At 52.8% G+C, this 20,730-nt stretch carries 16 protein-coding genes; 7 read left to right on the forward strand and 9 right to left on the reverse strand.

Annotated elements, in window-relative coordinates:
• Positions 1-90 precede the first annotated feature (90 nt).
• From malM to malK, 3 genes are all read right to left on the reverse strand, one after another.
• The gene (gene malM, locus SK32_RS22550; protein WP_048213935.1) at positions 91-1,038 is read right to left on the reverse strand and encodes a maltose operon protein MalM; all 948 of its coding nucleotides are present in this window, start codon (positions 1,036-1,038) and stop codon (positions 91-93) included.
• A 113-nt stretch (positions 1,039-1,151) separates the two neighbouring features.
• Positions 1,152-2,507, reverse strand: a complete 1,356-nt coding sequence (locus SK32_RS22555) for a maltoporin (protein WP_048213936.1) — start codon at positions 2,505-2,507, stop codon at positions 1,152-1,154.
• Between the two features lie 78 nt (positions 2,508-2,585).
• Positions 2,586-3,695 (reverse strand): maltose/maltodextrin ABC transporter ATP-binding protein MalK, encoded by a 1,110-nt coding sequence (gene malK, locus SK32_RS22560; protein WP_005132674.1) that lies wholly within the window; start codon positions 3,693-3,695, stop codon positions 2,586-2,588.
• Positions 3,696-4,056: 361 nt separating this feature from the next.
• Between malK and malE the strand changes: the two genes are divergently transcribed.
• The 4 genes from malE to xylE all read left to right on the forward strand — a co-directional run bounded on the left by malE (position 4,057) and on the right by xylE (position 9,693).
• Complete coding sequence (gene malE / locus SK32_RS22570) at positions 4,057-5,247, forward strand: maltose/maltodextrin ABC transporter substrate-binding protein MalE (RefSeq protein ID WP_048213937.1); 1,191 nt, start codon at positions 4,057-4,059, stop codon at positions 5,245-5,247.
• Positions 5,248-5,433: 186 nt separating this feature from the next.
• Entirely contained in the window at positions 5,434-6,978 is a 1,545-nt protein-coding gene (malF, locus tag SK32_RS22575; protein WP_048213938.1) for a maltose ABC transporter permease MalF, read from the forward strand.
• Positions 6,979-6,992: 14 nt separating this feature from the next.
• A complete protein-coding gene (gene malG, locus SK32_RS22580) occupies positions 6,993-7,883 on the forward strand; it encodes a maltose ABC transporter permease MalG (RefSeq protein ID WP_016155340.1) in 891 nt (296 codons plus the stop codon).
• A 334-nt stretch (positions 7,884-8,217) separates the two neighbouring features.
• Positions 8,218-9,693: a D-xylose transporter XylE gene (gene xylE, locus SK32_RS22585; protein ID WP_048213939.1), complete on the forward strand. Its 1,476-nt coding sequence runs from the start codon at positions 8,218-8,220 to the stop codon at positions 9,691-9,693.
• Between the two features lie 41 nt (positions 9,694-9,734).
• Here xylE and psiE read toward each other — a convergent pair whose 3' ends face one another.
• The 6 genes from psiE to pgi form a co-directional block, all read right to left on the reverse strand.
• Positions 9,735-10,145 (reverse strand): phosphate-starvation-inducible protein PsiE, encoded by a 411-nt coding sequence (psiE, locus tag SK32_RS22590; protein ID WP_048213940.1) that lies wholly within the window; start codon positions 10,143-10,145, stop codon positions 9,735-9,737.
• A 145-nt stretch (positions 10,146-10,290) separates the two neighbouring features.
• Positions 10,291-12,387: a YjbH domain-containing protein gene (locus tag SK32_RS22595; RefSeq protein ID WP_048213941.1), complete on the reverse strand. Its 2,097-nt coding sequence runs from the start codon at positions 12,385-12,387 to the stop codon at positions 10,291-10,293.
• A complete protein-coding gene (locus SK32_RS22600) occupies positions 12,387-13,124 on the reverse strand; it encodes a capsule biosynthesis GfcC family protein (protein ID WP_048213942.1) in 738 nt (245 codons plus the stop codon). Before SK32_RS22600 ends, SK32_RS22595 begins: the two co-directional genes overlap by 1 nt.
• Positions 13,121-13,759, reverse strand: a complete 639-nt coding sequence (locus SK32_RS22605) for a YjbF family lipoprotein (protein WP_048213943.1) — start codon at positions 13,757-13,759, stop codon at positions 13,121-13,123. The genes SK32_RS22600 and SK32_RS22605 overlap by 4 nt, the downstream gene beginning before the upstream one ends.
• 63 nt (positions 13,760-13,822) lie before the next feature.
• A complete protein-coding gene (gene yjbE, locus SK32_RS22610) occupies positions 13,823-14,065 on the reverse strand; it encodes an exopolysaccharide production protein YjbE (RefSeq protein ID WP_048213944.1) in 243 nt (80 codons plus the stop codon).
• A gap of 470 nt (positions 14,066-14,535) precedes the next feature.
• Entirely contained in the window at positions 14,536-16,182 is a 1,647-nt protein-coding gene (gene pgi, locus SK32_RS22615) for a glucose-6-phosphate isomerase (protein WP_048213945.1), read from the reverse strand.
• A gap of 314 nt (positions 16,183-16,496) precedes the next feature.
• On the opposite strand from pgi, the gene lysC reads away from it, so the two are divergent.
• From lysC to SK32_RS22630, 3 genes are all read left to right on the forward strand, one after another.
• Positions 16,497-17,846, forward strand: a complete 1,350-nt coding sequence (lysC, locus tag SK32_RS22620; protein ID WP_048213946.1) for a lysine-sensitive aspartokinase 3 — start codon at positions 16,497-16,499, stop codon at positions 17,844-17,846.
• Positions 17,847-17,938: 92 nt separating this feature from the next.
• Positions 17,939-18,877 carry a ketopantoate/pantoate/pantothenate transporter PanS gene (panS, locus tag SK32_RS22625; protein WP_048213947.1) on the forward strand — a complete coding sequence of 313 codons (939 nt, stop codon included), beginning with the start codon at positions 17,939-17,941 and terminating at the stop codon, positions 18,875-18,877.
• Positions 18,878-19,121: 244 nt separating this feature from the next.
• Complete coding sequence (locus tag SK32_RS22630; protein WP_048213948.1) at positions 19,122-20,708, forward strand: PTS sugar transporter; 1,587 nt, start codon at positions 19,122-19,124, stop codon at positions 20,706-20,708.
• Positions 20,709-20,730: the final 22 nt, after the last annotated feature.

A 20,730-nucleotide genomic window follows, 5' to 3' on the forward strand; every position in this document is an offset into this window, starting at 1 on the left:
ACATAAGTGTAACAAGTAGCATCGAAGGATAAAAAAAGGTGCGCCAGGAGACGCACCAGTTGTTGCAAAATCAACAATGTGGGGAGATGGTTACCCCTTGCCTTTTACACTGCTGATAAAGGTGGAACGGGCAGATTTGGATCCCAGACGTTCAGCTTCATCAAGCAGCTTCAGCGCTTTATCAACATCACCTTTCGCCACGGCATCCTTAATCGACTGGTTAAAATAGTTCTCAGTGTCATTCAGCATCGGCTCGCTTTTCTTCACCGGTTGCGGTGCCGGTGCGGCTACCGCGGCAGCCGGGGCTGCATAGGCCACCGCAGGTGCAGCGGTATTACCCACCGTCACCGGACCCGGGCCAGAGGAGCCAAACAGCGGCCCAACCAGCACGCTGGAGGTGCTGTTAGTTTTCACCTGCAGTTTCACCAGACCATCGGTAGTATGGCGGGCAATCGGGTCCGGAATATCCGGAACAGCATTGCCCACGCCCTTGGCATACGCTTTCGCCGGGTCAAGCAGCGTGGTGGTCTGTTGGAGATCTTTATCAGTAGTAAAGACCAGAACATAAAGCTTCTGCTGTCCCAGCGCTGGCGTCAGACGCATCACCCCTTCCAGGCGATCCGCACTCATCACACCCGGTGCCTGGTAGGTAAAGTAGCTGCTGGGGAAGAACGCAGATGGCGTCATGTTCTGATCAAGAATTAAAACGTTTGGCGCAAATACGCTGGTTTGTTGGTTAACTTCACTGCTCAGCGTCAGGGTCAGTTCACCAATATTGGCCGGTACGCTATAGGCGGCAACCGGGCCGCTAATACCGGCAATGTCCAGACGCTGTCCCGCTGTCGCCAACGGGGTTGACTGGGTTTTCGATTGGTCGACGGGCGTCCAGGCCAGTTGTTGCAACGCAGCCGTCGGAATCGACGGTGCAGCTGCGGTGTCCTGCGGAACGATATTCACATCGGCCAGGCTGATTCCAGGAACGCTGGCAAATAACCCTGCCGATAAACAAAGGGCAACGAGACTTTTCTTCATTTTCATTGTTATCACCTCAGATAGCATGGGTTCAGCGGTGGCCAGGCAATAGCGCGCTAAACCGTAAGTAAGAGGGGCTTACGCCCCTCTTTAGGTCATTACGTCAGGTTAATGCTGGATTACCACCAGATTTCCATCTGGGCACCGAAGGACCACTCGTCGCTATCGCCACGGCTGGTTGTGCTGATACCGGAGTTGGTTGCAGCAGCATATTTAGAGACCTTATCTCCGTTTTTCACGTAGCCCCATTCTTCATCCCATTTGGCATAGGTTGCAAAGACGCGGATTGCCGGACGAGACCAGATGCTGTCGCCTGCCTGCCACTGTTGCGCCAGGGTGATTTTGTATTGGCTGTTGCGATCGCCAGTCTGTTGAGATTTGACGTTGTCGTAGCCGACTTCCATCAGGGTGCTCATGATTGGCGTCCATTTGTACATCGGACGAATACCCACGGTGTACCATTCAGTACCCAGGTCGTTATCCATGTCGATATTCTGATACATACCGACGTACATCAGGTCCCACTTATCGCCCAGAGAGATAGCACCGTGGTCAAGTACGCGCACCAGGCTACCGTTGTTATTGATGTTGTTGTTTACATGATGGATAACGGGATCATTTGGTGTTGCCTGGGTATCGAAGGTTGAACCGTAAGTACCCTGCGAGCCACCTTTACCCTGCGTGGTCATCGCGTCAGTTGCATACTGAACCACAAACTTGTTATAGCCCTTCAGCATGCTCTGAGTATGTTCTGCAGTGAACATCCAGCCATCTTTAGAAGCACTATCCGCGTAGCTATAACCGTCAGTTTTATTCGCACGACCGTAGTCAACACCCAGCTCCAGCATGCCGTCCGGGTTAATGGCCATCTGCGCTAAACGCATGTCGAATACATCGTTCGCGGTATCTTTGGATGTGTCGTAGATATTCTGGCTACTGAAGGTGTAAGAACCACCCGCTTCCTGAGAACGGGTTGCGGCCAGAGACAGCTTACCAAAGCCCAGATCGATGTTTTCAATACCGGCACCAGGACCTGAAATATCCCAGTAGTAGAAGTCGATCATATGGACATCATGACGCTGATAGAAACGTTTACCGGCCCAGATGGTGGAACCCGGCAGCCATTCAATCAGGTTTTTACCCTGCACGTTGGCTTCGCGGAAAGCAGGATCGGTCGCTTCCCAGTCATTCTGCTGTGCAACAGAGTAGGCAACGTTAGTGTCGAAGTAGAAGCTCTTATCGCCTTCTTTCCACACTTCCTGGCCCAGCTTAATTTCGGCATAGGTTTCACATTCGTTACCGAGACGGTATTTACTTTGGGCACCGGTTGCCTGGAAACATTGTTGTTCGCCGCCACTACCCGTCCAGCCGATACCGGAACGAGCATAACCATGGAAATCGACAGCCATTGCCTGAACAGACATAATGCCTGCTGCCACAGCAACCGCCAGAGGAAGTTTGCGCAGAGTAATCATCGTTCTATCTCCTGAGATCATTGCTTTTCTTTAAACGCTTCACCTTGACGGTTTTGCGCTTTTTTTTAATGGGATACCTTAAACGCCCGGCTCTTGATGCAACCGACGACATGCAGTGCCATCCTCACGGAACAGATGGCAACGCTCTGGCGGCAGGCCGATAGCGAATGTGGCACCCTCTTCTACCAACACCACGTCGTTCTGGCGGTAAACCAGGTTCTGACGGATGGCGGGGATCTGGATATGGATTTGTGTTTCGTGACCAAGCTGCTCGACTACCTGTACTTCACCTTCGAGGGTGACATCAGCAATATCGCTGGGCAGCAGATGTTCCGGGCGGATACCTAAAGACATATTGGCGCCGACCTGCACCGCACGGCTTTCCACTGGTAGCCATATTTGCTGGCGGTTAGGCAGCTCAACCTGAACCTGATCGATCGCCGTTGCCGTCACTTTCACCGGCAGGAAGTTCATCTTTGGCGAACCAATAAACCCGGCAACAAAGCGGTCAGCCGGGTAGTGGTACAGCTCCAGGGGTTTACCTACCTGCGCGACGCGGCCGGCATCCAGCACCACAATTTTGTCGGCCAGGGTCATCGCTTCGACCTGATCGTGGGTGACGTAAATCATCGTGCGGCCAAGACGCTTATGCAGGCGGGAGATTTCAATGCGCATCTGGACGCGCAGTGCGGCATCGAGGTTTGACAGCGGTTCGTCCAACAGAAAGACTCGCGGCTCTGCAACCAACGTTCGGCCAATCGCCACACGCTGACGTTGTCCACCAGAGAGCGCTTTGGGTTTGCGCTCCAGCAGATGGGCCAGTTGCAGCACTTCTGCGACCTGATTAACACGCTGGTTCATCACCTCTTTTTTGGCACCTGCCAGCTTGAGGCCGAACGACATGTTTTCGGCGACGGACAAATGGGGATACAGCGCATAGGACTGGAAGACCATCCCCACGCCACGTTCGGCGGGTGGAATGTCATTCATCCGGGTCTCCCCGATAAACAAATCACCACTGGTGATGGTTTCAAGTCCGGCGATCATACGCAGCAAGGTTGACTTACCACAGCCTGACGGTCCGACAAACACCACGAATTCCCCTTCGTGAATGTCGAGATTGATATCTTTCGATACCACCACGTCACCCCAGGCTTTCGTTACATTTCGCAGCTGTACGCTCGCCATGCCCTTCTCCCTTCGTTACAACCTGTCATCGACAGCAACATTCATTGATGGATTGACTATGCGTTATCCCTTAACGGCGTGAATCCTCCACCCCCCGGCTTTTTTATGGGGGAGGAGGCGGGAGGATGAGAGAGCAGCGTCTGAGACCCTGGCTGTACGCCGTGGAGGAATTTCGTGATGTCGCTTGCAAAAATCAGTGGGTTTTTATGTGCGCCAGTACGCATTACTCACATTTATGTAACACAGATCACATAAAGAATGGGTGGGGCGTAGGGGTAAGGAGGATGGAAAGAGGTTGTCGTATAAAGAAACTAGTCACCGTTAAGCCACCTCTGCAAAATCACCAAACAGGATGGGAACTATGAAAATCAAAACTGGCGCACGCATCCTCGCATTGTCCGCATTGACGACGATGATGTTCTCCGCCTCGGCTCTCGCCAAGATTGAAGAAGGTAAGCTGGTTATCTGGATTAACGGCGATAAAGGCTACAACGGCCTCGCTGAAGTAGGCAAAAAATTCGAGAAAGACACGGGTATCAAAGTCACCATTGAGCACCCGGACAAACTAGAAGAAAAATTCCCGCAGGTTGCCGCGACCGGTGATGGCCCGGACATCATCTTCTGGGCACATGACCGCTTTGGCGGCTACGCGCAGTCTGGCCTGCTGGCTGAAATCACCCCGGATAAAGCGTTCCAGGACAAACTCTATCCGTTCACCTGGGATGCCGTACGCTATAACGGCAAGCTGATTGCTTACCCAATCGCGGTTGAAGCGCTGTCGCTGATTTACAACAAAGACCTCGTGCCAAATCCACCGAAAACCTGGGAAGAGATCCCAGCGCTGGATAAGACACTGAAGGCGAAGGGTAAATCTGCGCTGATGTTCAACCTGCAAGAACCGTACTTCACCTGGCCGCTGATTGCTGCCGACGGCGGTTACGCGTTCAAGTTTGAAAACGGCAAATATGACGTGAAAGACGTGGGCGTGGACAACGCTGGCGCGAAAGCGGGTCTGACCTTCCTGGTTGACCTCATCAAGAACAAACACATGAACGCGGATACCGACTACTCCATCGCAGAAGCGGCCTTCAACAAGGGCGAAACGGCGATGACCATCAACGGTCCGTGGGCGTGGTCGAACATCGACAAGAGCAAAATTAACTACGGCGTCACGCTGCTGCCAACCTTCAAAGGCAAAGCGTCTAAACCGTTTGTTGGGGTACTGAGCGCCGGTATTAACGCCGCCAGCCCGAACAAAGAACTGGCGAAAGAGTTCCTCGAAAACTACCTGCTGACCGACCAGGGTCTGGATGAAGTGAACAAGGACAAACCGCTGGGTGCCGTGGCGCTGAAATCCTTCCAGGATCAATTAGCAAAAGACCCACGTATCGCCGCCACCATGGATAACGCCCAGAAAGGCGAAATCATGCCGAACATCCCACAGATGTCCGCATTCTGGTATGCCGTTCGTACCGCAGTGATCAACGCAGCCAGCGGCCGTCAGACCGTCGATGCCGCGCTGAAAGATGCACAAGGTCGTATCACCAAGTAATACGGTTTCCCTTATTTCTTAGGGAATCAGGTTTATTGAATACGTTGTTACGCGAAATCATTCGCGCTACATCGAGGCGGCAAGGAGGCAAATCCCCAGGAGCTTACATAAGTAAGTGACTGGGGTGCGCTTCCGCAGCCAACAAAGAGGTAGTGCGAAGGATAAAGCGTAAAGAGGAAGATCCCCATGGATGTCATTAAAAAGAAACACTGGTGGCAAAGCGACCGGCTTAAATGGTCAGTGATAGGTCTGCTTGGGCTGCTGGTCGGTTACCTTGTTGTTTTGATGTACGCTCAGGGGGAGTACCTGTTTGCCATCATGACGCTGATTTTAAGCTCTGCTGGCCTGTATATTTTCGCTAACCGTAAAACCTATGCCTGGCGTTATGTTTATCCTGGCGTCGCTGGTATGGGGCTGTTTGTTCTGTTTCCATTGGTTTGCACCATCGCAATTGCCTTTACCAACTACAGCAGCACCAACCAGCTGACCTTTGAACGTGCTCAGGAAGTCCTGATGGATCGTTCGTATCAGGCTGGTAAAACCTACAACTTCGGTCTGTATCCGGCGGGTACGGAGTGGCAACTGGCGCTCACCGACGGTGAAACCGGCAAAAATTATGTTTCCGATGCCTTCAAATTTGGCGGCGAACAGAAACTGCAACTAAAAGAAACGGATGCCCTGCCAGCAAGCGAACGTGGGACGCTGCGCATCATCACCCAGAATCGCCAGGCGCTAAACCAATTGACCGCTATCCTGCCGGATGAAAGCAAAGTGATCATGAGCTCGTTGCGCCAGTTTTCCGGCACGCAACCGCTCTATACCCTCGCTGACGACGGCACGCTCACCAATAACCAGAGCGGCGTAAAATACCGTCCGAACAGCGACATTGGTTATTATCAGGCGATTAACGCTGACGGTAGCTGGGGTAGCGAAAAACTCAGTCCAGGCTATACCGTTGCCATCGGCTGGGATAACTTCACTCGCGTGTTTACCGACGAAGGCATCCAGAAACCATTCTTCGCCATCTTTGTCTGGACGGTGGTCTTCTCCGTTCTGACAGTGATCCTCACCGTTGCTGTGGGAATGGTGCTGGCCTGTCTCGTACAGTGGGAGTCTCTCAAAGGCAAAGCGATTTACCGTGTCCTGCTGATTCTTCCGTATGCCGTACCGTCGTTTATCTCGATTCTGATTTTCAAGGGCTTATTCAACCAGAGCTTTGGTGAAATCAACATGATGCTGAGCGCACTGTTTGGTATCAAACCGGCCTGGTTCAGCGACCCAACCACCGCACGTTCGATGATTATTATCGTCAACACCTGGCTCGGTTATCCATACATGATGATCCTGTGCATGGGTCTGCTGAAAGCAATTCCTGACGATCTGTATGAAGCCTCGGCGATGGATGGCGCCGGCCCGTTCCAGAACTTCTTTAAGATTACGCTTCCGCTGCTGATTAAGCCGCTAACGCCGCTGATGATTGCCAGCTTTGCTTTTAACTTTAACAACTTCGTGCTGATTCAACTGTTGACCAACGGTGGCCCGGACCGACTTGGCACCACCACGCCAGCCGGCTATACCGACCTGCTCGTGAGCTACACCTACCGTATCGCCTTCGAAGGCGGCGGCGGACAGGACTTCGGTCTGGCAGCGGCGATTGCCACGCTGATCTTCCTGCTGGTGGGTGCGCTGGCGATTGTTAACCTGAAAGCCACACGAATGAAATTCGACTAAGGAGGGCACGGAATATGGCTATGGTCCAACCCAAATCTCAGAAGCTACGTTTATTGACCACGCACCTTCTGCTACTGATTTTCATCGCGGCGATCATGTTCCCGCTGCTGATGGTCATTGCTATTTCGCTGCGCGAAGGTAACTTCGCCACCGGTAGCCTGATCCCGGAAAACATCTCCTGGGAACACTGGAAACTGGCGCTGGGCTTTAGCGTTGAGCACGCAGATGGCCGTGTGACGCCGCCGCCGTTCCCGGTACTGCTGTGGCTGTGGAACTCAGTGAAGGTGGCCACCATTACCGCGATTGGTATCGTGACGCTTTCCACCACCTGTGCTTACGCCTTTGCCCGTATGCGTTTCCCGGGTAAAGCAACCCTGCTGAAAGGGATGCTGATTTTCCAGATGTTCCCGGCAGTACTGTCTCTGGTCGCCCTGTACGCGTTGTTTGACCGCCTGGGCCAGTACATTCCGTTTATCGGCCTGAACACGCACGGCGGCGTGATCTTCGCCTATCTTGGCGGTATTGCACTGCATGTATGGACGATTAAGGGTTATTTCGAAACCATCGACGGTTCGCTGGAAGAAGCGGCCGCGCTGGATGGCGCAACGCCGTGGCAGGCATTCCGCCTGGTGCTGCTACCGCTTTCCGTTCCGATTCTGGCGGTGGTATTTATTCTGTCGTTCATTGCCGCTATTACCGAAGTCCCGGTCGCGTCACTGCTGCTGCGTGATGTGAACAGCTATACCCTCGCGGTAGGTATGCAGCAGTACCTCAATCCACAAAACTATTTGTGGGGCGACTTTGCCGCCGCAGCTGTACTTTCCGCCATTCCGATCACGCTGGTATTCCTGCTGGCGCAGCGCTGGCTGGTCAACGGCCTGACCGCGGGTGGTGTGAAAGGTTAAGTTTCATCAAAGTAGTTGTGTTACCCCGCCCGGCAACGGGCAATGCCACTGCAACCCTCAACTTATGTTATCCCAACCTGTGACTGTTATTCGGCGCTCTACGGAGCGCCCTTTTTTTATGTTATTTTGCATTACCGTTATGATTATTTCCTTTCGTGCTCTCCATCACTGCAATTCTATTTTTCGTCTGGAAATAAACTAATTAAACGGAATTAAGATCACAGAAAAGACAAAACGTAATTGCAATGTAAAAAATGATAATTGTCTTCCCTGCCTGTTAAATTCACCATCACGGCACTGATCAAAAGAGCTGTACCCTCTAAGGCAGGTCTGAATGAACACTCAATATAATTCCAGTTATATTTTTTCGATTACATTAGTCGCAACTTTAGGAGGACTATTATTCGGTTACGACACTGCGGTCATATCCGGAACGGTAGAATCCTTAAATACCGTATTTGTCGCTCCACAACACTTAAGTGAATCCGCCGCCAACTCATTGTTGGGTTTTTGCGTCGCCAGTGCGTTGATTGGCTGCATCATCGGCGGTGCGCTGGGCGGGTATTGTAGTAACCGCTTTGGTCGCCGGGATTCGCTGAAAATCGCTGCGCTGTTATTTTTTATTTCCGGCATCGGATCCGCATGGCCAGAATTAGGTTTCACCACCATTAACCCCGATAATGCTGTGCCTGTTTATTTAGCCGGATACGTCCCCGAATTCGTTATTTATCGCATCATCGGTGGTATTGGCGTAGGTTTAGCCTCAATGCTCTCACCTATGTATATTGCTGAGCTGGCTCCGGCACATATTCGTGGGAAACTGGTTTCCTTTAACCAATTCGCGATTATTTTTGGCCAGTTACTGGTGTATTGCGTTAACTATTTTATTGCCCGTTCAGGCGACGCCAACTGGCTGAATACCGATGGCTGGCGATATATGTTTGCCTCCGAAAGTATCCCCGCCCTGCTGTTTTTACTGCTGCTGTATACCGTACCAGAAAGCCCACGTTGGCTGATGGCGCGTGGCAGACACGAACAAGCAGAAGGTATTCTGCGCAAAATTATGGGCAGCACCCTCGCCACCCAGGCCATGCAGGAGATTAATCAGTCACTCGAGCATGGGCGCAAAACCGGTGGTCGCCTGTTGATGTTTGGTGCGGGCGTGATCGTTATCGGCGTGATGTTATCCATCTTCCAGCAGTTTGTCGGTATTAACGTCGTGCTGTACTACGCACCGGAAGTCTTCAAAACGCTTGGGGCCAGCACCGATGTGGCGTTATTGCAGACCATTATTGTCGGCGTAATCAACCTGAGCTTCACCGTGCTGGCTATCATGACTGTGGACAAATTTGGTCGCAAACCGCTGCAGATCATTGGCGCACTCGGCATGGCAATTGGGATGTTCAGCCTCGGCACTGCATTTTATACGCAGGCTTCCGGCCTGGTGGCGCTGCTGTCGATGCTATTTTATGTCGCGGCATTCGCCATGTCCTGGGGACCGGTTTGTTGGGTGTTGCTGGCAGAAATCTTCCCGAATGCGATTCGCGGTAAAGCGCTCGCCATTGCAGTTGCGGCCCAGTGGCTGGCGAACTACTTCGTCTCCTGGACCTTCCCAATGATGGACAAAAATTCGTGGCTGGTTTCCCATTTCCACAACGGTTTCTCCTACTGGATCTACGGTTGTATGGGCATCCTGGCGGCGCTGTTCATGTGGAAGTTCGTGCCGGAAACCAAAGGCAAAACACTGGAAGAACTTGAAGAACTGTGGGAACCCACAGCAGAGAAAGCCAAGCCCGTCTCTGCACAATAAGCCTGACATGCAACACGCCGCCCCAACGGCGTGTTGTTTTTTTACTCTCGCTTCAACCGCTTCGAGTTGCACAGCCACAGGGTGATCACCAGCAGCAGGATCGCCGCGGAATAGGTAAGCACATCCATAGGTGCTTTATGATCGACAATGATCAACCGCACAATCGCGGTGATCCCGATATAGATAAAATAGCGCAGCGGAAAGTGAAACCCTGACTGAAAGTACTTCACAATCAGTGCGATAAATTCAAAATACAGAAAGTAAACCACCAGTCCTTCCACCAGCTCATATTTGCTGGTTTGTTCCGGCGCGAACAGCACATCTGCCAGATGCAGCGTTTCTTTCCCGAGGAATACGACCAGGATCAGGCCCAGACTCAGCAGCCCCAGATTCAGCACGGTCTGCAAGATGGTGGAGATAAACTCCACGCGGGGACGAGATAGCGACGTCATAACAGCACCTCTTACTCAGTGGCGAGGTTCCTGTATAACGCAAAAATGTGACAGAGATCTACATTTTTTGTTTATATTTTGTTCGCATGACGGTTCTTGCCGGATGCCCGGTAAGCGTAGCGCCACCGGGCGATCAACATTCACATCACCGGAAATTCTCACTCCTGTCACTGGTCATATCGTACAGACCAAACTTACGCCCAAGCTGCTGACCGCCATCACGCGTTAACGGTGTCCAGCCTATCGCCGCGCGACTGCGGGTTGGGCCTGACGAGAACAGATCCAGCGGCACTGAAACGTACACCCCTTTAGTAAAATCACCCTCGCCGTACTCATCCGGTGAGGCATTAGTGATAGTCGCATAACCACCCACCACGACACCGCTGTCGAAGCGTTTGGCTACCTCCAGCGTTCCGCCCTTATCCCCGGCCAGATACTGACCCACGCTGGCTTTCACCAGCACATCCTGAGCGAAAGAAGGATTCCAGTACGCGGTCAAATGCCCGGTCTTCACGCTGTAGTCGGTGAATTTCATCATGTCCTGTGCGCTACGCCAGTCACGCTGTTTCACGTAGTTGGCGTCAATGCCAAACGCCCAGTTGCTGTCCAATGGACGGTACAATACTTCCGCGCCCGCCCCGCCATACATGGTCTCCAGATAGCCGCCGTAAACCTGTCCGTAAAACCCGTTCCCGAGTGACTGGAAGTAATTGGCCTGCAGGTTATTCACGTAGACGTCGTTCTGTACATACTCACGCACATGGGTACGCACCCGCGGTAAATGCGAATCCTGCGGCGGGTTGGTGTAGTTAAACTTGTCATAGTTATTGGCGAGGTTGGCGAACAAACTCCCGGTGGTCAGCAGATGATCGGTAACCCACCAATCTGCCGTGCCCATCACGCCCAACTGATACATATAGAAATTTTCCGGGCCGCCTACCGACTGGTTAAGCACCGGATCGATGTGGAAATCGAAGCGCGACTTATCGATATACCAGCCCTGCTCGGTCGTTTTCGGCACTACGGGCTCAACGCGTTTTTGCGCCAGTTGAGTCTCATGGCCCAACGGCTCGCCTTCCAGATGGCGCTTCAGGCTGGAAACATCCGTTTCGGTCGTCACCTGCGACAAGTTAAGGCGATTTTCCGTAATACGGATCGTGCGGATCCCGTCGGGAAGATCGTTCATCACGATCCGGTTCGCGCGTTCGATCCCTTCGCGCGAATCACGGTATTTCACCTGTTCGCCGGTCACATACAGCGTATCGCCCTGCACCTGAATGTTAGGATCCGCCAGCCCGGCATTATATTTCAGCAGCGTTAGCTGATTCGCCACCACCGAATGTTGCAGGATGGCATCCTGCGGCTGTGGCTGATATTTCGGGCGGGCGTTGTCGTTATAGCGTGGTCGCAGATCGTTAAAGTTAGTCCGCAGAGTGACCCCAAACATAAAGGTATTGCCGCGCTCATAGCTGAGGTTAACGTCGGCCCAATCGGTGACGCGATAAATAGCGCCGACGTTAAACTTGCTCTTCTGATCCAGCTTGCCCGCAAAATCCTGCTGATAATTATTTCCCTCGTACTCCAGCTTCAGGCGCAGCGGCTGCCAGGGAGTCTGATACTCTACGCCGCCAAACAGCGATGCCGGGCCGTGGAACATCTGGCTGCCGTCAATGGAACCCGCCTGCTTGTAGCTGTTATCGCGATGACAGAATTTATCGCTGTATGAACAAAACGGATTGCTGACGTTGCCGCTGGTCCCGAGGTATCCCCAGCCGAGACCGAGTGAGAAATCAAACGGTCCCCAGGCTTTGTTCGCCACAATATACTCCGCATCGAACAGGCCCGTTCCGCCTATATCGCGTGCCCCCACCGCCACCTGCGGCATCCAGTAGCTCTCTTCCCACAACCGCAGCTTCAGGTCGAACGCCTTATCCTTGTATGTCTGATCGCCTGAAAACGACTCCACGCTGCTGTATTTTTTGGTGCGCACATCGGTATAGCGCAGGGTCGTTTCCAGCCACGGGAACAGTTGCACCGACGCGGAGTAGTAGCGGTACTGATCGTTATCGCGGTAGTTAAGGCTCATTTCGCCCTCACGCGCCATGCGTGCGGTTGGGGTTTGCAGCAGCCCCACGCCGCCAAAATCAGACTGGGAAGGACCAATCGGCGCAGGATACGTTTCACCGTGACAGGCCGCGCTGATACCCAGCGCCAACAGGCTGAGCAGATAAGTTTTTCTCATTATTCGGGTATCCGCTGGGTCAGGGTGTGAAGAATGTCGGCATTGATTTCATCCGGGGTGCTGCTCCAGACAGAGTCCGACAGCCCGACAAAAATGATGCTGCCGGGCATCGGCTCAATGTGACGTTTGTTCCAGTAGGCGACCGGCACTTTTTGTGTGCGTCCGTTGGGATAGACAACCCAGGCGTAGCTACGATCCGCGCCGCTGAGCCGATGCTGCCCATCGAGATAGCTGGCAACATCACGTCCGGGTATAAACGGCTGTTTACCCGGGTGGCTTAGCAAACCCAACAGCGTGATATCCGTGGGCTGCGGCCCAACCCACAGCGTGTAATTGCCCTGCAGCGGCGGGTTGCCTCGCTCGCTGACGCGTACAACATCCGGGTCGAGATTAATCGTCTGTCTGCCGGTCACCTTCAGCGCCTGAATTTGCTGGCGTAACGCGTTGATAGCCGCGGCATCATCACCGCTTTCTCCAGCACTCAACGTCGCCAGACGATCCAGTAATGCCTGCTGCTGACGTTGCGCCTCAGCCGTTGCCCGCTCTTCGCCAATCACCGCGCCTGGCCACCAGCTATTCGCCAGCTTCGGTTGACCCACCAGATCGACCAAATGCTCCGCGCCGGTCAGCGTTTTTGCTTCGGTGCTGCCTGTCGTGATCACTTTTACACTGCCCGCAGCAAAAACAGATGCCGCACACAGGCTGAAGGTCAGCGCGGTAATCATTCGTTTCATCATGATTTTGCCGCCTTAATCAGCGTAGTTTTCACCGGGAAGAAACCTGCGCCAAGATACTGTTCTGACTGGCGAATCATGCCGTCACTGTCTACCCAGTAGCGGTTATGCCAGCGCGTTTGATCGGTGGTGACGTCTTCATCGAGGATGCGTACCGGCGTTTCATCTCTGCCGACCTTGATGGTGTCAGCGCCATCCCATGTGAAAACCGAGCGGGCGGTGGCATAGCGTACCTTCTGATGCTCGGTCCAGCCCATCGTACGGGACCACGTTGCGCCATCGACTATCTGATTGGGCTTACTGAGCGGGTCGGCAGCCAGATTATTCACCTCGATGAGGTTGTCTCCGTCGAGCTGTGTTTTCACCAGTCGCCCATGTTGCGTCACGAGAATGGCCCGATCCTGAGTCACCCATTTCTGCTGTCCGTTTTCTGCGAACGCGAGTACCACAAACAGCTGGGGACCGCCGTTGAGCTGCATATACTGGCTGGCGTAAGGCATATTTTGGATTTCATCATCCGTCATCTTTACGCCGGGAGTCCCAAATACGCTATCCCACAGCGAATGCCCCAAACCTTCGGTGGTGGCTGAGCACGCCTGTAGTAACAGGCAAACCATTATGAGCGCGGGTCGCTTCACGACGTTTCTCCAGAGAGGCAAAATAACCACACCGAAGTGTGGTTAGAATTAAACGTACCTGTATTACTGGGTACTGGTGGTTGTCGTGGTGGTGGTTCCGGTATTAGAACCATCGCCGCCACCGGTTGCCGCCAGGGCAACCCCCACCGCAGAACTTACGGTGCTCACGCTGGTCGCGGAGGAACTTCCCGCCGAAACCGACGCGGCAGTCGACCCTGCAGCCTCACCCACCTGAACGGGGGCGGCATAGACAGACATCGCCGCAAGCGCAGATATAGCCCAAAGGCCATACACAACTTTTTTCATCACAAATTCCCTTCATTGCATGAATGGAGATTTACCCAAAAGAATTTCGGGCGAGATCGAGTATACACAAGCCAAAGTGTTCAAATTACGCCACAGGGGAATTTAGGATAATTAGATAGCGAGAGAGAAAACGATTAACAATAAACAATAAAAACAATTAAATTCAAAGAGTTAAAATATAATAGTGAAAACACAATATCCGGTAAATCTTAAAACATCAGAAACAGGATAACGTTGAACATATTATTTTAGGATTAAGCTCAATTAAATTTTTAGGTAATAAGGTGGAGAAGTGGAATTATCTTATAAAAAAAGCTGATAATAATATCAGCTTCTATCACAGGTAATCTGCAAATTCATTCGAATTGCAGCAAGGCGGCAAGATCGTTAATCCCCGGGAGCATAGATAGCTATGTGACCGGGGTTAACGAACGCAGCCAACACCGCTGCGGTTCGAAGGAAGAAGCAGATTAGCGCCAGGACTTATAACGGTTAATCAACCCATTAGTAGAAACATCATGGGAAGAAACAGTTTTATCATCGTTCAGCTCTGGCAGAATGCGGTTCGCCAGCTGTTTGCCCAGCTCAACGCCCCACTGGTCAAAGGTGAAGATGTTCAGGATCGCGCCCTGAGTGAAGATTTTGTGCTCGTACAGCGCAATCAACGCACCCAGGCTGAACGGCGTGATTTCGCGCAGCAGGATGGAGTTCGTTGGACGGTTACCTTCGAACACTTTGAACGGCACAACGTGCTCAAGCGTAGCCGGATCTTTACCCTGGTCGCGATATTCCTGCTCAACCACTTCACGAGATTTACCAAAAGCCAGCGCTTCGGTTTGCGCGAAGAAGTTAGACAGCAGTTTCGGATGGTGATCCGACAGCGGGTTGTGGGTGATTGCCGGCGCGATGAAATCGCACGGAACCATTTTGGTGCCCTGGTGAATCAGCTGGTAGAACGCATGCTGGCCGTTAGTGCCCGGCTCACCCCAGATGATTGGGCCAGTCTGGTAATCCACTGCGTTGCCGTTACGGTCAACGTATTTACCGTTGGATTCCATGTTGCCCTGCTGGAAGTAGGCCGCGAAACGGTGCATATACTGGTCATACGGCAGAATCGCTTCGGTTTCAGCACCGAAGAAGTTGTTGTACCAGATACCGATCAGCGCCAGCAGCACCGGCAGGTTTTTCTCAGCCGGGGTGGTGGAGAAGTGTTTGTCCATCGCATGCGCGCCGGAGAGCAGCTCAACAAAGTTGTCGAAGCCTACGGACAGGATGATGGACAGACCAATGGCAGACCACAGGGAGTAACGACCGCCAACCCAGTCCCAGAACTCGAACATATTGGCAGTATCAATACCGAACTCGCCAACCGCTTTACTGTTAGTGGAGAGCGCTGCGAAGTGTTTGGCTACGTGCTTGTTGTCGCCAGCGGTCGCCAGGAACCAGTCGCGCGCGCTGTGGGCGTTGGTCATGGTTTCCTGGGTGGTGAAAGTTTTGGAAGCGACCAGGAACAGCGTGGTTTCCGGATTCACTTTTTTCAGCACTTCGGCGATGTGCGTACCATCGACGTTAGACACAAAGTGCATGTTCAGGTGATTTTTGTACGGACGCAGCGCTTCGGTCACCATGAACGGGCCGAGGTCAGAGCCGCCGATACCGATGTTTACTACATCGGTGATGGCTTTGCCGGTATAGCCTTTCCAGCTTCCGGAGATGATCGCTTCAGAGAAAGATTTCATCTTCTCCAGTACCGCATTCACTTCCGGCATCACATCTTTGCCGTCAACGATGATCGGCGTATTGCTACGGTTACGCAGCGCCACGTGCAGCACGGCACGGTCTTCAGTACGGTTGATTTTCTCACCGGAGAACATGGACTTGATGGCACCCGCCAAATCGGTTTCTTTCGCCAGATCCTGCAGTTTAGCCAGCGTCTCTTCAGTGATGCGGTTTTTGGAGAAATCCACCAGCATCAGATCGTCAAACATCGCGGAAAACTTAGTGAAACGATCGCTATCTTTCGCGAAAAGATCCGCGATAGTAACGTCTTTCATTTCTTCAAAGTGTTTTTGTAGTGCCTGCCAGGCTGAGGTCTGCGTTGGATTGATGTTTTTCATTAGCAATACTCTTCTGATTTTGAGAATTGTGACTGAGATCGATTGTAACGCCAGTCACAGAAAAGTGTGATTGTTTTAATGCCATTGCCAGGGCATCCGCCAAACGTGGCTAAAAAGTATAGCGGTTATCAGCGTTGTTATTAGTACCGTTACTCAACGCAGTTGCAGCATGAAAAATCCGCATAATCCCAGCGTTGACAGTGCAAGCTACACATTTTATTTATAAATACGGTATTTGCATTTGCGCCTGCACCGGTTTTCGTTCTGCCTTATGTGCCATGGTCGCTCTATTCATTCCCTGACACGAGGTAGTTATGACTGATGTAGTTGTCTCCAAGTTTGGTGGTACCAGCGTGGCGGATTTTGATGCCATGAATCGCAGCGCTGATGTCGTGCTTTCTGATGCTAACGTCCGTTTAGTGGTGCTGTCCGCTTCGGCGGGTATTACTAACCTGCTGGTCGCGCTGGCAGAAGGTCTGGAGCCAACCGAGCGCTTCGAAAAACTCGATGCCATTCGTCAAATTCAGTTCAATATTCTGGAACGCCTGCGTTATCCAAACGTGATCCGTGAAGAGATCGAACGTCTGCTGGAAAACATCACCACACTGGCAGAAGCGGCGTCACTGGCGACCTCAACCGCGCTGACCGACGAACTGGTCAGCCACGGTGAACTGATGTCTACCCTGCTGTTCGTCGAGATCCTGCGTGAACGCAACGTGCAGGCGCAGTGGTTTGACGTGCGTAAAGTGATGCGCACCAACGATCGTTTTGGTCGTGCAGAACCCGACGTCACGGCGCTGGCTGAACTGGCAACGCTCCAGTTGGCCCCGCGTCTGAGCGAAAGTCTGGTGATTACTCAGGGCTTTATCGGCAGTGAAGGCAAGGGCCGCACCACCACACTGGGACGCGGCGGCAGCGATTATACCGCCGCCTTACTGGCAGAAGCCCTACACGCAACGCGCGTTGATATCTGGACCGACGTTCCCGGCATCTACACTACCGATCCGCGCGTGGTTCCGGCTGCGCAGCGTATTGATGAAATCGCCTTTGAAGAGGCCGCGGAAATGGCGACCTTTGGCGCGAAAGTTCTGCACCCGGCAACCCTGTTGCCAGCCGTACGTAGCGATATTCCGGTGTTTGTGGGCTCCAGTAAGGATCCAAAAGCAGGCGGTACGCTGGTCTGCAATAAAACCGCGAATCCACCGCTGTTCCGTGCGCTGGCGCTACGCCGTAAGCAGACGCTGCTGACGCTGCATAGCCTGAATATGCTGCACTCTCGCGGCTTTTTGGCGGAAGTGTTCGGCATCCTGGCACGCCACAATATCTCGGTCGATTTAATTACCACATCCGAAGTCAGCGTGGCGCTGACGCTGGATACCACCGGTTCAACGTCCACCGGCGATACGCTGTTAACACAGTCTCTGCTGATGGAGCTGTCGGCCCTGTGTCGGGTTGAAGTTGAAGAAGGCCTGGCACTGGTGGCATTGATTGGCAACGACCTGTCCAAAGCCTGCGGCGTGGGTAAAGAGGTGTTCGGCGTACTGGAGCCGTTCAATATTCGGATGATTTGCTACGGCGCGTCCAGCCACAACCTGTGCTTCCTGGTACCTGGTACTGAAGCCGAGCAGGTTGTACAGAAGCTGCACCATAATTTGTTTGAATAATATTCCATCACGCGATAAACAATAACTATAGCCGGGCTCGAACCCGGCTTTTTTATAACAACACAACATCTTTAAATCGCAAGGAATACAATATGCTCGCTACTCTCACGCGGCTGTTCCCGTTATGGGCGCTGCTGCTCTCTGTTATTGCGTATTACACGCCCTCCACCTTTACGCCTGTCGGGCCATTAGTGCCGTCGTTACTGATGCTGATTATGTTCGGCATGGGCGTGCACCTGAAGGTGGATGATTTTAAACGCGTACTCTCACGCCCAGCCCCGGTCGCGGCGGGTATTTTCCTGCACTATCTGGTGATGCCGCTCGCCGCATGGATTTTGGCGCTGGCTTTTAATATGCCGCCGGAATTGTCCGCAGGTATGGTACTGGTCGGTAGCGTGGCCAGCGGAACGGCATCTAACGTAATGATCTACCTGGCGAAAGGCGATGTGGCGCTCTCCGTGACGATTTCATCGGTTTCAACGCTGGTCGGTGTTGTCGCCACGCCGCTGCTCACCCGTCTTTACGTCGACGCGCATATCCAGGTAGATGTGATGGGGATGCTGCTAAGTATTCTGCAGATCGTAGTCATTCCGATTGCTTTGGGCCTGGTCATTCATCATCTGTTCCCACGCGTCGTAAAAACCGTAGAACCGTATCTGCCCGCGTTTTCTATGGTGTGCATTCTGGCGATTATCAGCGCTGTTGTGGCAGGTTCTGCATCGCACATTGCGTCGGTCGGCTTTGTGGTGATTATCGCCGTTATTCTGCATAACACCATTGGCCTGCTTGGCGGCTACTGGGGCGGGAAACTGTTCGGCTTTGATGAATCCACCTGCCGCACACTGGCGATTGAAGTCGGCATGCAGAACTCCGGCCTCGCCGCTGCGCTGGGCAAAATCTACTTCGGTCCGCTCGCCGCTCTGCCCGGCGCGTTGTTCTCCGTCTGGCATAACCTTTCTGGTTCGCTGCTTGCGGGTTACTGGTCCGGTAAACCGATTACTGAAAAGCGAAGCGCTATAAAACAAAACTGATCGCGTATAAATGGAGGGTTACCCTCCATTTATATAGATACTCCTTTGAACCCCATCACAAAACAACAAACATCAACATAAAACAAAATCTTAATTTATTCTTTTTGTTTCAAGCAATTAATAAACAAACCCCATACAAATGGCAATTTACCTCGCTCATTTAATGTTGATTTGATTTGTTTTAGTTGGGATTATGATTCCACTACAACACAAATAACCCCTTTACCCTATCTTTGAGGCCGCTATGAAAAAAATTGCGATTATTGGAAGCAGTGGAGGCAACCTCTACAACCTGGGTGGCGCAGAGCCAGAGAAGCTACTCCAGGAAATTTATCAGCAGTGCGAAGCCGCAGGTGTGGAAGTTGCCGCCGTGCAGTTTATCGCGGCGGAAGCCTCGATGGATGTTGCCAAACCCCACACAGCGGCATCCGTGTTTGCATTAACCAAAGAAAACCAACAAAAACCACAACGGATATTTCAGGGAAAACTTTCAGAGGTAAACGCTTCGGTGGTCGAAAGCGATCGCCAGATTGCTGAGATGATCCGTAGCGGCGCGATCGACGGGATCGTCGTGATGAGCGCCGATCCGGGAAAAGCGAACCACGAAGTCTTCACCGCTGCCGTTGAAATGAAAACGCCGATCGTTGGCACCGGCGGAACGTCAATGGCGCTGGTGGCCGCAAAAGGGGCAAATGTCGTCGCAACCTCGGGCACGACGGGTACCACCAGCCGCACCCGCGCAGTCTCCTTCGTGGCGTCTCTGTGTAAACACTGGGGCATTAAGTACAAGCCGCAGTTGGGTAGCGCTTCACCCTCCCAGGGTGGCTCCGGAAAGAGCCTGCTCAAACGCTTTAACATTCGCAGCATTATGATCCCTGCGCTGCCTGGCTTTATCGCGATGGCAATTGTTCTCGCCCTGAGCCACATCCCGGGTCTGGAAAAACTTAACGATATTTTTGAAATCCTGCTGAAAGGCCTGCCGGTATTGGTTGCCGTGCTGGCGGCAAAACAGATTTCTGAGCTGGATGAAGTCTCAATCGTTGCCGGGGTCGTCGCCGGGGTGCTGTCCGTTGAAGGGGGGCTGATCGGCGGGATTATCGGCGGATTGATGGCCGGGATTTTCGTTCGTTGGCTGTTTGAACTGTGCCTGAACTGGCGCTTTCCGATGACCACCGTCAACATCGTCGCCGGTGGGATTTCAGGTCTTGCCGCCGGGTTGATCATGCACTATCTGCTGAGTCCGCTGGCGCTGTCGGCAGGTAATTACATCAAACTGGCTATCGAAAGCACTCTGGCTTTCAGTCCTGTTCTTGCCGGACTGCTGGCGGGGTTGGTTATCTGGCCAGCCATCCTGGGCGGAGTCTACCACGCGGTCATTCTGCCGCTGGTTCTGCTGGAGATGGAAAAATCCGGCGTAAGCTTCCTCGGCGCAGTCGATATGGTGGGTCTGGTGATGGTTGCCGCAGGGATTAACCTTGCCAACGTTATCGCCCCTCGCGAAAAAAGTGAAGCCGCCGTCGCCACACCGGGGCTGCTTATTAACCTGGGTTTCGGAACCTTCGTGGAATCTGCCTATCCCTTCATGTTCGCCAACAAAATTGTCTTTGGCTCCGCCATTTTCTGGGCCGGAATGGGCGGCATGATGCTGGGCTTCTTTAACGTTAAAGGCGTGGCTTATGTTCCCGCTTTTGCCTCGCCGTTCTTGTCCAGCAATGCGCTTCAGATGGCTATCGTGATGATCACAACAATGGCGATGACCTGTATTACCACCATTATTGCTAACCGTTTTAAGGCTGTCGTACAGAGCGAACCTGCAGCGTCAGCCCGTTAATTAATGCACCAACACCAGAGGT

It is taken from the genome of Citrobacter sp. MGH100, from assembly GCF_001034465.1.
Lineage (GTDB): Bacteria > Pseudomonadota > Gammaproteobacteria > Enterobacterales > Enterobacteriaceae > Citrobacter > Citrobacter youngae.

Coding starts and splice junctions, on each gene's coding strand:
- malM (WP_048213935.1), bottom strand. CDS start 1,038: ATGAAAATGAAGAAAAGTCTCGTTGCCCTTTGTTTATCGGCAGGGTTA.
- SK32_RS22555 (WP_048213936.1), bottom strand. CDS start 2,507: ATGATTACTCTGCGCAAACTTCCTCTGGCGGTTGCTGTGGCAGCAGGC.
- malK (WP_005132674.1), bottom strand. CDS start 3,695: ATGGCGAGCGTACAGCTGCGAAATGTAACGAAAGCCTGGGGTGACGTG.
- malE (WP_048213937.1), top strand. CDS start 4,057: ATGAAAATCAAAACTGGCGCACGCATCCTCGCATTGTCCGCATTGACG.
- malF (WP_048213938.1), top strand. CDS start 5,434: ATGGATGTCATTAAAAAGAAACACTGGTGGCAAAGCGACCGGCTTAAA.
- malG (WP_016155340.1), top strand. CDS start 6,993: ATGGCTATGGTCCAACCCAAATCTCAGAAGCTACGTTTATTGACCACG.
- xylE (WP_048213939.1), top strand. CDS start 8,218: ATGAACACTCAATATAATTCCAGTTATATTTTTTCGATTACATTAGTC.
- psiE (WP_048213940.1), bottom strand. CDS start 10,145: ATGACGTCGCTATCTCGTCCCCGCGTGGAGTTTATCTCCACCATCTTG.
- SK32_RS22595 (WP_048213941.1), bottom strand. CDS start 12,387: ATGAGAAAAACTTATCTGCTCAGCCTGTTGGCGCTGGGTATCAGCGCG.
- SK32_RS22600 (WP_048213942.1), bottom strand. CDS start 13,124: ATGATGAAACGAATGATTACCGCGCTGACCTTCAGCCTGTGTGCGGCA.
- yjbE (WP_048213944.1), bottom strand. CDS start 14,065: ATGAAAAAAGTTGTGTATGGCCTTTGGGCTATATCTGCGCTTGCGGCG.
- pgi (WP_048213945.1), bottom strand. CDS start 16,182: ATGAAAAACATCAATCCAACGCAGACCTCAGCCTGGCAGGCACTACAA.
- lysC (WP_048213946.1), top strand. CDS start 16,497: ATGACTGATGTAGTTGTCTCCAAGTTTGGTGGTACCAGCGTGGCGGAT.
- panS (WP_048213947.1), top strand. CDS start 17,939: ATGCTCGCTACTCTCACGCGGCTGTTCCCGTTATGGGCGCTGCTGCTC.
- SK32_RS22630 (WP_048213948.1), top strand. CDS start 19,122: ATGAAAAAAATTGCGATTATTGGAAGCAGTGGAGGCAACCTCTACAAC.